13 protein-coding genes are annotated in these 15,778 nt (G+C 44.1%); 6 read left to right on the top strand and 7 right to left on the bottom strand.

What is annotated here, in order from left to right; translation table 11 throughout:
- Nucleotides 1-66: 66 nt before the first annotated feature.
- Complete coding sequence (locus LEP1GSC061_RS17195; RefSeq protein ID WP_016546107.1) at nucleotides 67-537, top strand: DUF1801 domain-containing protein; 471 nt, start codon at nucleotides 67-69, stop codon at nucleotides 535-537.
- Here LEP1GSC061_RS17195 and LEP1GSC061_RS17190 read toward each other — a convergent pair.
- The 6 genes from LEP1GSC061_RS17190 to LEP1GSC061_RS17165 form a co-directional block, all read right to left on the bottom strand.
- Nucleotides 534-1,790, bottom strand: coding sequence for an esterase/lipase family protein (locus LEP1GSC061_RS17190; protein ID WP_016546196.1), 1,257 nt, complete (start codon nucleotides 1,788-1,790; stop codon nucleotides 534-536). The genes LEP1GSC061_RS17195 and LEP1GSC061_RS17190 overlap by 4 nt on opposite strands.
- 123 nt (nucleotides 1,791-1,913) lie before the next feature.
- Entirely contained in the window at nucleotides 1,914-2,261 is a 348-nt protein-coding gene (locus LEP1GSC061_RS17185; RefSeq protein WP_016546681.1) for a hypothetical protein, read from the bottom strand.
- A gap of 64 nt (nucleotides 2,262-2,325) precedes the next feature.
- A complete protein-coding gene (gene lvrB / locus LEP1GSC061_RS17180; protein WP_016546595.1) occupies nucleotides 2,326-3,459 on the bottom strand; it encodes a hybrid histidine kinase/response regulator LvrB in 1,134 nt (377 codons plus the stop codon).
- Nucleotides 3,460-3,903, bottom strand: a complete 444-nt coding sequence (locus LEP1GSC061_RS17175; RefSeq protein ID WP_016546434.1) for a response regulator — start codon at nucleotides 3,901-3,903, stop codon at nucleotides 3,460-3,462.
- A 3-nt stretch (nucleotides 3,904-3,906) separates the two neighbouring features.
- Nucleotides 3,907-5,967: an ATP-binding protein gene (locus LEP1GSC061_RS20895; RefSeq protein WP_016546215.1), complete on the bottom strand. Its 2,061-nt coding sequence runs from the start codon at nucleotides 5,965-5,967 to the stop codon at nucleotides 3,907-3,909.
- A 178-nt stretch (nucleotides 5,968-6,145) separates the two neighbouring features.
- A complete protein-coding gene (locus tag LEP1GSC061_RS17165) occupies nucleotides 6,146-9,295 on the bottom strand; it encodes a SpoIIE family protein phosphatase (protein ID WP_016546553.1) in 3,150 nt (1,049 codons plus the stop codon).
- Nucleotides 9,296-9,571: 276 nt separating this feature from the next.
- On the opposite strand from LEP1GSC061_RS17165, the gene LEP1GSC061_RS17160 reads away from it, so the two are divergent.
- The 5 genes from LEP1GSC061_RS17160 to LEP1GSC061_RS17140 all read left to right on the top strand — a co-directional run bounded on the left by LEP1GSC061_RS17160 (nucleotide 9,572) and on the right by LEP1GSC061_RS17140 (nucleotide 13,996).
- On the top strand, nucleotides 9,572-11,050 hold the full coding sequence (locus LEP1GSC061_RS17160; RefSeq protein WP_232218499.1) for a hypothetical protein: 1,479 nt from the start codon (nucleotides 9,572-9,574) through the stop codon (nucleotides 11,048-11,050).
- On the top strand, nucleotides 11,047-12,288 hold the full coding sequence (locus LEP1GSC061_RS17155) for an acyltransferase family protein (RefSeq protein ID WP_016546729.1): 1,242 nt from the start codon (nucleotides 11,047-11,049) through the stop codon (nucleotides 12,286-12,288). The genes LEP1GSC061_RS17160 and LEP1GSC061_RS17155 overlap by 4 nt, the downstream gene beginning before the upstream one ends.
- A gap of 186 nt (nucleotides 12,289-12,474) precedes the next feature.
- Nucleotides 12,475-12,813 carry an STAS domain-containing protein gene (locus tag LEP1GSC061_RS17150; protein WP_010514772.1) on the top strand — a complete coding sequence of 113 codons (339 nt, stop codon included), beginning with the start codon at nucleotides 12,475-12,477 and terminating at the stop codon, nucleotides 12,811-12,813.
- Nucleotides 12,810-13,394: an RdgB/HAM1 family non-canonical purine NTP pyrophosphatase gene (rdgB, locus tag LEP1GSC061_RS17145; protein ID WP_016546106.1), complete on the top strand. Its 585-nt coding sequence runs from the start codon at nucleotides 12,810-12,812 to the stop codon at nucleotides 13,392-13,394. The genes LEP1GSC061_RS17150 and rdgB overlap by 4 nt, the downstream gene beginning before the upstream one ends.
- 119 nt (nucleotides 13,395-13,513) lie before the next feature.
- Complete coding sequence (locus LEP1GSC061_RS17140; RefSeq protein ID WP_135597951.1) at nucleotides 13,514-13,996, top strand: LA_3696 family protein; 483 nt, start codon at nucleotides 13,514-13,516, stop codon at nucleotides 13,994-13,996.
- A gap of 11 nt (nucleotides 13,997-14,007) precedes the next feature.
- Here the strand turns inward: LEP1GSC061_RS17140 and LEP1GSC061_RS17135 are convergent, their stop codons facing one another.
- Nucleotides 14,008-15,651, bottom strand: a complete 1,644-nt coding sequence (locus LEP1GSC061_RS17135; protein WP_016546383.1) for an ATP-binding cassette domain-containing protein — start codon at nucleotides 15,649-15,651, stop codon at nucleotides 14,008-14,010.
- Between the last annotated feature and the right edge of the window lie 127 nt (nucleotides 15,652-15,778).

Here is a 15,778-nt window from a genome sequence, read left to right as displayed (position 1 = left end):
TTCGGAAAATTTCTGCTATCGATTCTCTACTCCTTCTTGAAATTCCTTCGAAAAGGATGAAATTGCATGCCCACTCCTAGAAAGAAAACGACCCCGCGCAAAGCCGCCTCCAAGGGTAAGGAACCGAAGGCCATCAAGTATACCGACAAATCTCCCGGGCAACCCGAACTAGTTCCAATTTTCGAGGAGATCAAAAGACTACTTCTGTCTTATGCAAAGGGAAGCATCCGCATCCGAGGAGAAGCCGGAGGACAAATCAATCTAGTAAGCGAGAAGGAAATCTTCGTGAACGGCAAGAAAAAGCCGGAAGTCTATTTTGCAAGCGCACTCGTTCAAAAAGGATATGTCGGTTTTTATTTCATGCCGGTATATGCGGAACCGGAAATGAAACGGATCTTCCAGCCGGAACTTCTAGGTTGCCTAAAAGGAAAGAGCTGCTTTCATATCAAAAAGAAGGATCCGATCTTATTCTCCCAAATCCGATCCGCATTGGAACTCGGTTACCAAGAATTTAAAAAAAAGGATTGGGTGGATTAGGAGCCGAAGACTTCCAGAAAATAATCCCTAAGCTCGGGGGAAGGAATGATCTGATAATGAGACATTCCGGTTAAAAGACGGACCCTCTTTTCCGGATCTTTTTTCTTTCTATATACGATCTCGCTTAATAAGGTTAAGCTGGGTTTTTCCACGATCCCGTCGCCGATCCAGGAAGACCAGTCCCCTTCTTCTTCCGCGATCAGACTGTATGCCTGATACGCGTCCATAGCGTCCAATTCTCCGAAGTAAAGATCCTTTGCATAACGGGATAGATGCGAGCCATTCTTCCAATCCTCTTCTCGAATGATTCCGTGAGAAAGATCCTTCATGGCGTCGCTTCTTTGATTGCCTATGAATCCGATCACCTGGAGCGGAAATACCGGCATGACTTCCGCACCCAACCCTAGCCAGAAACCCGCTTTTTCGATATAGGATCCTCCGTCGGGAGAACTGATAAACATGGCTTTTCTAATTCTGGAAGATAGATCGAATTCTCCCTGTCTCGCCTGGTACAGAGCGCTCCTGAATACCAAGCCGCCCTGGCTATAGGAAACGATATCGACCTGCTCGCCGGAAAGCTCCGGCAGATTCAAGAACGCATGCAGTAATCTTAATAAACGAGAACCGTTATCAGAGATATGTGCACCAGGATTGAATCTTAAGAATACAGGATAATATCCGATGTTCCTCATTATATCGGAGAGAGGCGTTTCTCCGTTTTTAGTCCATAGACTTTCGTCGCAGAATAGACCTGGAACGCAAATCATGATCTTTGCAAGTCCGGAACTCTTCCAGTCGGTAAGGACGTCTTCGTGAGAAACGTCCTTACCGTTCAATCGAAACGAGGCCTGGATTTCGGAAGTAGTTACTAACCCCGCAAAGGATTCTCCGACGATACTAGATATCGGAATATTCTCGAAGAGTTTCTTTTTAACGACAGAATCCGCATCGTCTAACGCGAGTAAGGCGGTATGCATCGCTTTTGCAGTCGCCTCTACCGCTTTAGACATTCCTTGGTCCGTCTTATCACCCGCATCTCGAAGCGAATCCCCGGTTTCTTTTAAGAAGTCTCCCAGGCCCGTTCCCTTTACCGAAGGTATTTCCGAAATTTCGGATAAGCTTTTTGCGGTCCATTCGAAGGAACCGACCAACGCGGAACGTATGCCGGTAAGCACTCCTAAAGAGGAATCCTTAGCGAACTTCACTGCGAACTTACTCAGGTTCATACTCGGTTCTGTAGGTTTATAAGGCATAGGATTCCTCGATCGATTTAAACGCGAATCGTCGGAGAATATATAGGAGAGAATTCCCGGGTCAAGAAGGAAAGGTAAGACTACAAGGGATTCTTGGAATTCGAAACCCTTGTGTGGAAGGAATTAGCAGGCCAATTCTACGAAACTGATCGCATCCGCCTTGGAGAATTCGGTCTCTTCTTCCATAAATCCCAGAAAGAGAGCCTGGGCACGCATCCTGGCGACATGAGCGGAAGGATAATCCATCACGCAAAGTCCTTGCTTGCCCAATAAGTCCTGCTCTTTGCCGAGCGCATAGAGAGGTTCGCAGGATTTTCGTATTCCTATCTGGTCTCCGAAATCCAATAAGAGACGATAGGCCTTTTCGTCCTTCTCCGACGATACTTCGAATCCTACGATTCGTCCTATACGAAGGTCCAATTCTGAAAAAGGTTTCTCGGAAAGTAAGTTATTGTAAGCGTCCGATTCCATTAATTCATATAACCGGTCATGAATAATTTTTTGACAAAAAATCCGGAAGCTCAGCGAAAAAGTTTCAGATTCTAGGCAAATCCAGGAAGAATTTCGTATATTCGTTCGGAACACTTTCGAAGGAAAGATATCCCCCGTGTTCCTTTACGATTCCCAAGCTTACGGATAATCCGAGCCCTGTCCCCTTATCCACTCCCTTAGTGGTAAAAAAGGTATTGAAGATCGATTTACCGATTTCAGAAGGAATCCCAGAACCGAAGTCCTGCACGGTTATACGAACCCAATTTTTTCCTCCTATCTCCTCAGGTTTTGCGGAAACCGAGATCCTTTTGTTATCATTATATTCCGGATAACGTTGATTCAAGGCATCGATCGCATTGTTCATAAGATTCAGAAGCACTTGCAGTATCTGACCTTCCTTACAATAGACCGAAAATTCCCCCGGGTTCACGTCCAATTCAAACTGAACCCTATTCATTTTCATGCGTTGTTCCGAAATTCCTTTGGCCTTGACCAAGAGCTCGTAAGCGTCGATCGATTCGAAGCTCTTCTTTTCCTGTCGAGCAAAGCGTAGTAGATCCTTTACGATTACCGAAATTCTTTCCCCTTCCTGCTTGATCTTAGCGGCGAATTTCTGAGTCTTTTCGGGCTCCATTCCGCCTTTGGCAATCAACTCCGCATAATCTATAATTGCCATGATCGGGTTATTGATTTCATGAGCCATGGCCCCCGCTAGGAATCCCATCGCCTCTACTTTCTGGCTTTGCCTTAATTGCTCTTCTATCTCGAACTTATCCTGTTCCGCTTTTCGAAGGGCACTATGCTCCTCCATTTCGCGGATAGCTCTGCGAAGCGCCGGGACCAATTTTACCAGACGATCCTTCAGAACGTAGTCGGTCGCGCCTCTTGTCAGAGTTTGTATGGCCGCGTCTTCCCCATAGGTACCCGATACGAAGATGAAAGGAGTACTCGGACATTGCTCCTTGGCGATCGTTAGCGCGGAAAGGCCGTCGAAATTCGGCAGGGAAAAATCGGAAAATATGAAATCCGGTTTTTCCTCCACTATCGCCTTTAGATACTCGTCTCTCTCCTGAACATGTACGGGGATAAATTCGACACCGGCTTTTTTTAGCTCTCTTTGGATAAGTTCCAGATCGGTCGAAGAATCCTCTAAAAAAAGAAATTTAAGCGTACTCATTTAATGCACCGATTTATTAAGAATACACCAATATTGTCCTATTTCAGTTACAGTAGTTATCAGCTTTTCAAATTCAACCGGTTTTATAATATAACTATTAACGCCTAATTTATAACTTTCCACTATGTCTTTTTCTTCGGCCGAAGATGTGAGCATCACGACCGGCACAGTTCTCAATTTATCGTCCGCTTTTATTTCGCGCAGGACTTCCAATCCGTCCACTTTAGGCATCTTCAGATCCAAGAGAACGAACAAGGGTTTATCCCGACCCGTTCTATCCTTGTATCTACCCTTGCAAAATAGAAATTCGAGAGCTTCTTCGCCGTCTTTTACATGGAAGACCTGATTTACTAAATTATGTTTTCTGAATCCTCGTAAAGTAAGCTCCGCATCGTTCGGATTATCCTCCGCATATAAGATATCGTAGTTGTCGGCTTGATTCATCTGTTAATCCTTTTTCGGTAATGTAAAATAGAAGGTGGCACCTTCTCCTATTTTTCCCTTGCCCCAAACTTTTCCTCCGTGTCGGCCTACGATACGATCCACAATCGCAAGTCCTATCCCGGTCCCCTGAAATTCTTCGTTGGAATGTAACCTTTGAAAAACCTTGAAAAGTTTATGAGAATATTGTTCGTTGAAACCGGCTCCGTTATCTTTGACGAAAAAAGTTTCCTCTCTTTCTCCATTTATTACTCCGATTTCCACTCTAGGCTCCTTGGCCTTGGCGGAATACTTGAAGGAATTGGATATCAGGTTCAGCCATACCTGCTTCAACATGGAAGGATCTCCCTTTACGTTGGATAATTCTCCCACTTGGGTCAGGACTTCCTCGTCCGGGTAGTCCTGAGTTACGATTTCTATGGCGTCCAATACCATTTCCCTCATATTGATCGCTTCCCTTCTAGGCTCCACCTTGGAAACGCGGTAAAAAGCTAACAGATCGTCGATCAGTTGTCCCATAAATTTCGAATTCGAAGCGATTATATTCAAGAGACGATTCCCTTCCGCATCCAAAGTAGAGGAGTAATCCTCTATCATGATTCTCGCAAATCCGTCTATACCTCTAATCGGAGCGCGTAAATCATGGGAAACGGAATAGCTGAAAGCCTCCAATTCCCGATTGGCATACTCCAATTTTGCTACGCTCTCGGTCAGTTCCTCGTTCAACTTACTGATTTCGGATCTCTTACGATTTCTGTCCGTTACATCCAACCATTCGACTACGCTTCCCAATCTTTCCCCACTCTCGTCGATCACAGGTGCAGCGCAAAGATCGAATTCTCTTCCTCCGATGGAAATCGAAGATTTGTATTCGGAAGTAAACGTAGATAGGATCTTCCTTTGCTTTTCCGGAGTCGCATGAAATGTATCGATACAAACTCCCATTAAACGAGACGGCGTGAAATCAGGATATTTTTCGCGGATATTTTCCTGGACGGCGTGAAATAAATTAACCACCGATTTATTCGTGTATACTATATTTAGATCGTTGTCGGCGATCATTATACTGCTGGACGCGCAGTCCAGAGCCGTCTTAATCATCAATATCTCGGTCAGATATCTTTCTTTTTCGAATGCGCGACTTTCTTCTTCGGAGATATCGCTCAATAATAGTACCTTTCCGAAGAATGAACCGTCCAAATCGGAAAATTTCCGTGAATTGACCAAAATAATTCGATCCTCCGATGATCCATTTTTGAGATTTAATTTGGATCGATCGGAATCCAATTTTCGCAACCGATCCAAAAACTCGGAACTCTGTTCCAAAAATTTCCTAGACTTATCGTTGGATAAAATCAAGGATTCGTTTTTGTCGAAGACTACGACACCGTCGGCCATATTCTCCAAAATCAGGGAAAGCAGTTTATTTTTCTGATATGAATCACTTTCCGACAGAAGACGAAGCCCCGATTCCTTTCTCAAAAACTTATACCATAAGATTAGAAGAAAAACGTTAAAAAGGACGGATAAAAAGACCACCCATTCGGCGATCTCGGATTTTCGGTTCGCTTCTCTCGTTCTCTCCCATAAAAGTTCGTTTTCCCTTTTTACCAGGGCCTCTATGATGTTTTTTCCGTTCTCTTCTATGGAAGCCAATATGGTCTTTTGTTTTTCCGTTTCGAATCGGTTCTTTATGATTTCCCGAATATACCGGTTTCTTTGTCTTAAATTCTCGCTCAATTCTTTCGTCACGAGAATCTGGGATTGATTGTCTCGAATCAGATTTCCCAGGTCAGTTAGGTTCCACTCCAAATCCCGCATCGAGGATTCGTAATATTCTATGTATTCAGGCCGACCGGTGGCTATAAAGTTCAGAAAGTGTATTTCGGATTCCTTTATTACGGATGTGAGTTTTTCCAAACGCGAAATTACCGCGAAGGTGTGGGATTCCCAATTTTTGGACTCGGTCACTTGACGACCGCTTATCCAGGAAAAAAGTCCGATGGAAAGCGTAAGCAAACCCGCAGCCAAGAAGCCGAAACGTAATTTCGTATCGAAAGAAAACATAAATTCTAAGGAGCGCCGGGAAAGAAGATTGCGTATCTCCCCCCGAGCATTCGATTACAATCCACGCATTTTACTTTCTTTGGTATATTTTATCAACTTATTTCCATAAATTGGACAAAACCGTTTCTTAGGAATTCTACACTCTAGGGCTAAGGGAATTAAGTCTCATTAAATAGCTTCATTTCTCTTCTTTTTGCGAATCCAAGGCTTCCTTGATTTTCAGAAGAATCCGATTCTCCGGATCCAAGCGAATCGCTTCACCTACAAGCATTCTTGCTCTTTCAAAATTTCGTAAAGCGATGCATATTCTGGATAGATTTACCAGATTCCTAACGTGCAAAGGATCGCGTATAAGCAGTCTTTCTCCGAAATCCTGGGCTTTATGAAACTGATGGGCCCTTCTTGCCGCGAAAGAAGCCACGAATAATATTTCTTTATCAACCGGTCTAATATTCAGATATTCTTCCGCGAATTTCGCGGCTTTAGCGTATTCCTTTAATCGAATGCAATATTTCACGACGGCCTTCTTCACTTCGGGAAGTTTGGAATCCAAGGAATCCGCCTCTTCCAGATAAGCCAGGGCTTCGGAAAAATTCTTTTCCTTTACCTTTGTACGAGCTTTCCCAAGTAATTCCCGAATTTTCTCCCTTTGATGAATTCTATGAGGGACCGATTCTTCTTTGAACGAAATTCGAACCAAAGATAGGTCGTCGGTTAAGCTTCCTCTGGAAAGAATAGAGTCGTAAATCCGATTCAATTCCCCGCCGCCTTCTTCCACGATTTTTAAGAAAAGATTCTCGTCGTCGTTGATGATCCTGGAGCCGTCCGTATCCGTTCCGATCAGAATATCGTCCCTTCCGTCCGATCCTGCAATCACGACGTCTCCCGGCTCTAACTGGAAAGTTCGAACGGATATTTTTCCTTCCATACCGGTCGTTCCCAGTTTACGAAAAGCCATATCCTTTTCCAAGAAGTCGGCCTTGCCGTCCCTATAGAGACAAGTCCACGGATGCTCCGCATTTATGTAATACAGACTTCCCGAATCCTCTTCCACCAAACCTATCACGGAGGAAACCAGCATGGACCCCTCGAAGCTTTCAAACACTTTATGAAGTTCTAAAAAAGAATTCTTCAACCATCTCTCGGGCGACTGTTCTTTCATCGAATCCTCTATCCGTGTTCTCTCGATGATGGATTCGAAGACGGCTCCTAAGACCAAGGCACCGCCGGCACCTTGCATGGATTTTCCCATCGCATCCGCGTTCAGAAATATAGTGTACCACTGGTTTCTTAGCAGAATGCGGTTGGAGATATTCATATCTCCACCGATTTCGTCGTTAAATCTGCGAAAGCTGAATTTCTTCTTTTGCTCCAGAAGAAAATCCACTCTTACATTATCCGAATGAGCCTTGTTCGCGCCTAACGGTTTAATCAATAACGAAGTTAGAAAATAGTCCCCGTCCTGTTGCTGCTTCAGTTCGTTAACCGCATTGAGAGTTCTCTCCAATTCTCCGGTTCTTTCCCTTACTTTTTCCTCCAATTCGTCGGCGTATTGCTGCAATCTTTTTCTCGCAGCCTGGATGGATCGGGTCATCTTGTTGAAGGACCTCGCGATAAATCCGATCTCATCCTCCACCCTAGGAGTCAGTCTATAGTCCAAATTCCCGGAATTCACTTCTTTTAGTCCGACCAGAACCTCGTCCACAGGAACCACGATCGCATTCTGGAAAAAGAATCTGAATCCTACGACGATCACAAGGAAAGTTAGAGTCATCGTGACAATCAGAACGAAACTAGGAGAATGTTGGTACATTCTATAATTCTTATATTCGTAACCTACCTCGTAAATCTTGTCCCCGGAGTTAGGTACGTAGTAATAGGAAATGTATAAGGCCGGTTTAGGGTCGGAGGAGTCGTAGATTCTGGTCCCTCTGTAGATCCTCTCCCCTACCTCATGAATGGGGGCCAATGAGTTGAGAATGATTTTGGAAATATGTTCCGAGGATTTCTCCGATTTCACCGCATCCAAGGCCTCGTTTCGAACATAGGAAAGGGTTTCGGAAAGGCCAGGAACGGTAGAATTCAAAAGATTACCGATAGCTTTAGAATTCGTTCCGTCCGGAAGCCTATTATACTTATTGCGTACTATATTCAGCTTTCCGTATATCTCCCCGAAGTAGTCGGACATTTCGGAATCATCGACTCTCTGGCCTTTTTTGGATTTTAGAAAAGCGCGAATCCCGGCCGCGTACGCCTTGAATTCGCTCGGAGCAGATTTGAGTATAGGCTCCGTTTTTTCCATTCTCGCTTCCGCGCTGAGATTTCCCAAATTACAGATCCTCCGCTTTTCCCGAAAAAATCTGACTTCCAATTCGTCTTCCTTTTTGAATCGCGGATCTTTTTTGCCTCGTTCCTGTCGAAACTCGTTCTCCTCCTGCTCGTAGGAAACTATATAAGCGAGCCCTTCCGGATTCTTTCCCTCCGTCACTGCGATCGAACTGTCCCGGATCTTAAGTTCGTCGTAGGATTTTTCGTATCCGTTCAGGATGGAATAACCGACCAATTGATAACATACGAAGAAAGTCGCCAAAGATACTCCGACGATCCGATTTAAAATCGTCGTCCTCTCCTTAGTGGCGTTCACATATACCACCATGATCAGGAACATCCCAGTAACGAAGCCCAAATTGAATACTTGATGATAAGTGGCTCTGGAAACGGCTCCGATCCTACTCATTGCGTTCAGGATTCCCGGCCCTACCGTAATCACCACATAACTGAGCAGAATATATATTACCGACCGTCTCTCTTTTCCCTTCTCTATGACGGCCCGCCAAACACCGACCACCAGATAGCAAAGTTCGTAGAATAATATTATATATACTTGATATACATAAAACTGAGGAACCTCGTAATCCCAGTAATGACTCCCAGCGACAAACGTCCGAGGAGCGTTCCAACAAATTAGAGTATAATAGCCTGTTACGAGGGCCACTCCGGCATACAAGGACCAATACAAAATTCTACCCGGAAGAATTCCCTTTTTTCGAGGCTCCGGAAAATTAATGAAAAATCCTACAAGCTGAGTAAAACTCATCAAGGGCCCTGCGATAGCCACAATCCTATGATAAATCGTATTTTCTTCGAAGGAAATGAAACCCCAAAGATAACCCAGATTCAAGAATACGGTGGTTAAGGAGCAGATCCCAAGGTGAAAGGCCGCTTGACTTCTTTCCTTGATAGTCAGAAAGAAATAAGCCGCATAAAAGAAATATAGAACGATAAGGATCGATCCGAAAGAATAAAAGTTTAGGAAAATTGGATCCATCTAAAAGTTATTTACCGTGCCCTCAATTACGATCTCGGAATCTTAGAAGAGTAGAAGACGGTGAATCAAGCCGAAATTATACAAGAGACGATTCAATTCGAATCGATTGCGAAGCCCCCCGCGATCTTAGCTATGAAATAGTGGGAGCTCCCACAAAATTCCCAAACATGTTCTAAAAAAGAATCTTCTTGACCCCAAAGTATCGGAAGCAAACTCTACTGGAAACCGATCACCTTTCTCATCCTTCCTTTCATGCAGAACTCCAACCCTTCCCGATTGCCGTTACCCATTCTACTTCTTCCGATACTCGTTTTTCTAGGATATTTGGCTGCGAATGCTAGCTTCTTCGTCCAGGACTACCAAGAACTGGGAGACTACGCGGCGAACGCTCTTCAGATTTGGAAAGCGGCGAAATTCCAGGAAACATTAGGTGCCTATTCCAGATTTCTTGTAAATCATCCGGGCCCCGTCGTTTTCTATTATCTAGCATGGACCGAAAAAGTTTTATTTTTCGTAAAGTCCCCTCAGGGCGCCCATGAGATCTCGATCGTTTTTTACAATTTAGCCTTCGTCATTCTAAGTCTCCGCCTCCTGTTCCAAAGAACGCAGGATAAGAAAAGTCCGATATTGCTTTTTGCCTCCCTGATTTTGGGAATCTCTCCTCTTCTTCCGGGAATCCTATCCAATATTTGGGGCCCGGGAGTGATTCTTTTCCCGACTCTTTTGTTTTTGTTGAGCGTTACCGATTTCTCTCGAGGATCCTTATCCAATTTCTTCTGGATGACTGTGACCGCTAATCTAATCGTGCAAAATCAAATCGTAGGAATCTCCTTCGTCTTTCCGATGCTCGCTCTTTCCGGATTTTTCTTTTTCAGAAAAGGAGGACTTTTCGAACTTAAAAATAGGACATCTTGGTCCATTCTATCCTTTTCCCTACTTTTTACGCTCGCCTGCTGGCTGCCGCCTTTAATAGAACAATTTTCGAACTCGCCGGGAAATATTACGAAAATATTAACTCTTGCGTTCAAGAATTCTACATTCCATAAGTTAGCACCTTCTTTACAATATACTCTTTCCTATTACGTTTCGCCTTTGGCCTTCCTGAAGGATCTACCTCCGTTTCTAACCGTGTCGGTATTATTCGCGATTCCGCTTTTGGGTCGCGATCGGTTGACCGAATTCGAGAAACAACTTTTCCAAGTTTTGATTTGGGCATTTTTCCTAACTCTCTTTGGGGCCTTCAAAATGAAAGGGGGACAGATTTCCCATGTATATTGGTTTACCTATATTCTCGCCTCGATTCTATATTATCTGTCGGCCAGAATACTTACGACGAATTTATCCTTACCTGAAAATAAGACTTTCATAATTTACTCGTCAGTCTGCCTGTTCTTATGCTTCGCATTTTACGGAAAGAATCAGGAGTTCAAATACGACGATCGTCCCGAAAAATTCTTGGAGGCGGTGCATCCGACTCAAGGGGAAAAATATCGAGTCCTTTGGAAATCGGATCCTAAGGATTTCAAACAAGGCGATCTAGCCATGGGATTGATTTTAAGATTAGTCAGAAACGGCTACGATGCCTGCCTAAACGAAGAATGGCATTTCCTAGTAAGAGAAAGCTTCCGGTGTAAGGACAAGGAGGCGGCAACCGATTTAATCCTGGAGACCCTTTCCGAAGAGAGCGATTCCTTTCAAATTCCCGAAAAAGGAACCTTTTTATATAAATCCACTAGATTAAGGATCGTTAAATGAAAGATTATTTTTTGGGAATCTTTCGCTCCGACGAAAGAGAGATAGGCTCGTTCAACGGAGTTCGGACCTTGGGATTCTTCATGCTGATTTACGGACATATGTTCCGGACGGTCCAATTGCTTTTGCCTGACATCAATCCTTACTTACGCAATTTTTTGGATAACGGATCCGCTTGTTTGGATCTTTTCTTTCCGCTCAGCGGTTTTTTGATCGCAAGCCCCTTACTCGCGGAGCTGGACTCGAAAGGAACCATCAACTGGAAATTCTTTTATGTGAAAAGGTTTCTGAGGATCTTTCCTCCATTTTATTTTTTCTTAATGCTTCAATATTTCGTATTCTTTCCGATTCTGATCAAATCCGCTCCGCCGGAGACTGCCGCCCAATTGATCGGATCCAAATATACAATCTGGTTCGACGTCTTTTATATCTCCAATTATTTCAAGGGAACGATGTTCCATGGATGGTCCCTTTCTTTGGAGGAGCAATTTTACGTGCTTCTTCCTGTTTTCCTTTTGTTGATCTTCCGTTACGTTCCGAAAAAGCTTCAGCTTGCCTTTTTAACGCTCCTCACCCTTCTCCCCTTGGTTTATAGGGCGATTTTCATGCAAACGGTTATGCTACAGGCTCCCGCATCCGAGCATGTTTACTTATACAATAAGAATTTTTATTATCCCTTCCATGGTCATATCGACTCCGTTCTCTACGGAATCATTCTTGCCTACATTTTCAATTTTAGAAGGCATTGGCTGGATCGTATATTGAAGTTAGGAAACGGGGCGAGTGTTCTGCATTTTTTTGTCTGGGTCGTTTTGATATTATTTTCTCTCCTAGTCTACGAATTCGAGGTAGGCTGGTGGCAAGTGTTTCGATTCCCTATATACAGTCTTCTCTGGATCACGATCCTGATTCTATCCATTCGCCAGGGAGATCCCATCGGAAAATTTCTCTCCTGGAAAGGATTCTCTCCTTTTGCGAAATTATCCTATTGCGCGTACATTATCCATATAGTCGTGATGGTGCCCGTTTCCAGAAAGTTACTGTTCATGGATAAGACATTAGAACAACATGAAATTCTATTGTACACCATCCCTGTGGGTTTGGTCGTATTCTTCTTCGCTTATTTCTATCATCTTCTCACCGAGAGACCTTTCGTTTATCTCAAAGATAGGATCATACGTAAATACAAGGCGAAAGTGACTTCGGAAATCTTTCGGGAAAAACTGGAAACGACTTCCTAAAAGAATTTTATTCACTTGTTATTCGAGGGACATAAGAATCGAAGTTTATTGCGCGATGCGCAATAAATCGTTCGATATAGTTTTTTTCGGGCTTTTACCGGAAGTCCGAGGCCTAGGAAACTCGAAAAAAGGCGTTTTTTGCTTGCTATTAAAAAATCGAATATGCAAACAAGGTTCGTTACCCACATGGAAATCACGGTTCAAGGCGACATCCACATCATCAAGATTTCAGGCTCCATCCTCCAGTCAGATAGCGAGGAATTGGACCGCAACTTAAGCGATCACAATTTCGAGCCCTCTCCGAAGATCATCATCGATCTCACCGAGGTAAGTCATATCTGCTCCACCGCTCTCGGAATCCTAGTCTCTTACAAAAAGAAATTCAACTCCGCAGAGGGCGATATCATCATCGTGGTGAACGACGACGATCTTCTTCAATTGTTCGAGATCACCATGTTGGATAAAGTTTTTAAAGTTCTTCCTACCATCGAAGACGCCTTTGACGAATTCAAACTGGGAAATTGAAATCCCTCGCGATCGCGTCCAATAATTCCCATAAAGTTCGAGAGATTCTTTCCATCCTAGCGCCCTTGGGTTTTCAATTGCAAACCCCCAAGGAGCTGGGTTTGGATTTCGGTCCGGAAGAAACCGGAACCACTTTCCGAGAAAACGCTTTCATAAAAGCCAGGGAATTATTCGTACTCTCTGAACTTCCTTCCTTAGCCGACGATTCCGGAATCTGCGTAGAAGCTCTCGGCGGAGAACCCGGAGTTTATTCGGCAAGATTCGGAGGAGAAGGTTTGGACGACGAAGGCCGAACCAGATTGCTACTTCAAAAAATGGTCGGAAAGGAAAACAGAAACGCTAAATACGTCTGCGGTATTGCGTTCGTTTCCAAACAGGGAGAATTCTACTTCGAAGGAGAATGCCACGGACTCATCGCAGAAGATTACGATACTTCCGGAAACGGTTTCGGATACGATCCCATATTCTTCTATCCCCCCTTCCAGGCCCGATTCTCCCAAATCTCCGAAGAAAGAAAGAATTCGGTCTCTCATAGAAAGAAAGCCTTGGATCTTTTAACGGATTATCTACGTAAACTCTAACAGAACGGAATCAAGATTCCATAATATTCTTTAAAAAAACGCGAGTGGAAACCGCTTTTCCGGAATCGGTCTCTCCAAGGGACGCAAAATGAATTGCAAAAACCCGTTTGGAGAAGAATGTGAAAAGACCGATATTTGGAAAATTACCTAGAATACTATCGGAAATGCTCGGCTCCGAAGGAAGTTCCGAGTATATCGATTTCGTAAATTATACTTGGGAGGAGGGAGGAAGAATGTTACGACAAGAATCAGAACGTAGATTCGAGAAAAGGCTCTCCTACGAAACAAGCAAATTGAGAGAGGAACTTTCCGACCTTCGTCAGGAATTAAACGAATTTAAGAATGAAATGTCAGAATTCAAGACGGAGATGTCCTCATTTCAAACGGAAACTCGAACCGAATTCTCAGTAATTAAATCGGAAATTCGACAAGAAATCACCCAAGTACGAATAGAGATGAAAAACGAATTCTTAGAGGTCTATAAGGAACTGCATAAAATCCACGAGACCATTTCGAATCAAACTAAGTGGATTTTAACTACTGCAGTCGCAGTTACTGTATTTCTCCCGATCGTCAACCGCCTACTGCAAAAATTCCTATAACGGAACAACGATCAGGATTCCGTGAGAACGGGACCGCCTGCCAATCGTTTGTAGAATTCCTGACCCTCTCTTTCCAAAAACTCCTCGTAGGTTCCCTTAAAATCCCGGATCCCTTCCGTGGTTACTTCCAGAATTCTGGTAGCGATCGAACTCACGAACTCGCGGTCATGAGACACGAACAGCACGGTTCCTTCGAATTTCGTTAATGCGTAGTTTAGAGACTCGATGGATTCCAAATCCAAGTGGTTTGTAGGTTCGTCCAAAGCTAAAAGATTGTCCTGGGTGAGAATCATTTTTCCCAATATGATACGGGACTTTTCCCCTCCCGATAATACTTGGGTGGGCTTCTTAGCCATATCGCCGCTAAAGAGCATTCTTCCCAGGATAGCGCGGATCTCTTCCATTTCGGTTCCGGCAGGAGCGAATCTATATAACCATTCTATAATAGAATCGGCGTCTTGGCCGATCCCTTCCCTATGATCCTGAGGGAAAATCGAAGGCTCTACGGAATCTCCGAAAGCCACCGAGCCTGAATCCGGATCGATCTGTTTCATCAGGGTTTTAAGTAGCGTGGTTTTTCCCACACCGTTCGTTCCGATGATCCCGATCTTTTCGCCTTTAGTGATATTAACCGTAAAGTCCTTAAAGATCGTACGATCCTCGTACGCTTTGGAAATGCTTTCCGCAATGATCACGTCCTTTCCTAAAGGTCGTTTCATTTTGAAAACGATATAAGGGAATTGGCGGGAAGAGGGACGTATCTCCGTCATATTGTCCTTGATCTTCTCGATCATCTTCTGACGGGATGTGGCCTGCTTGGATTTTGCCGCGTTAGCACTGAATCTACTTACGAATTCCTGCAATTCCGCGATCTTCTCTTTAGCTCTCTTATTATCTGCTTGGGCTCTCTCTTTTGCAGCCTGAGAAGCTTCCATGTATTCGTCGTAATTTCCCGGATACACGGTCATGGTCTGATAATCCAAGTCGCAAATATGCGTGGCTATGGAGTTGATGAAATGTCGGTCGTGGGAAATGACCACAACGACTCCCTTATAATTGATGAGAAAGGATTCCAACCAGTGAATCGTCTTAATATCCAAGTGGTTGGTAGGCTCGTCCAAGAGTAAAACGTCCGGCTTTTGGAAAAGGACCTGGGCGAGTAGCACCCTAAGTTTAAAACCCCCGGTCAAAAAGGAAAGAGTCTGGCTATGGATATTGGTGGGAATTCCGAGCCCTTCCAATAATTCTCCCGCGATACTTTCCGCTTCGTATCCACCCAATTCTCCGAAAGATTCCTCGAGTTCGGAAACTCGAATCCCGTCTTCGTCGGACATTTCCGGTTTGGAATAGATCTCATCCCTTTCCTTGGCGATTTCCCAGAGTTCCTTATTTCCCATGAGTACAGTGTTCAAAACGGTTTCGTTTTCGTACTCGTAATGGTCCTGTTTTAAGTATCCTACTTTGACTCCGACGTCGATCGCCATTGTACCCGCAGCCGCTTGCTCTATACCGGCCATGATCTTCATAAAGGTGGATTTTCCGGAACCGTTAGCTCCGATCAAACCGTATCGGCAGCCTTCTTTGAATTTAACCGTTACGTTCTCAAAGAGGATTTTCTTTCCAAAATTCAGAGAAATGCCAGAAGCGCTGATCATACAACCTACCTATAATACCGCGGGGATTCGCTTAAAAGAGGGGATATAACCATGTTCGGCAAAGGTCACTCGATTGCCAAGCGAAACAAAGGCGGAAACTTCGACCCGGAGCATTCCGAGTCGAAGT

This window comes from Leptospira wolffii serovar Khorat str. Khorat-H2, from assembly GCF_000306115.2.
Classification (GTDB): Bacteria; Spirochaetota; Leptospiria; order Leptospirales; family Leptospiraceae; genus Leptospira_B; species Leptospira_B wolffii.
The sequence above is the reverse complement of the archived record's forward strand: the minus strand, read 5'-3'. Positions and strand labels throughout refer to the sequence as shown.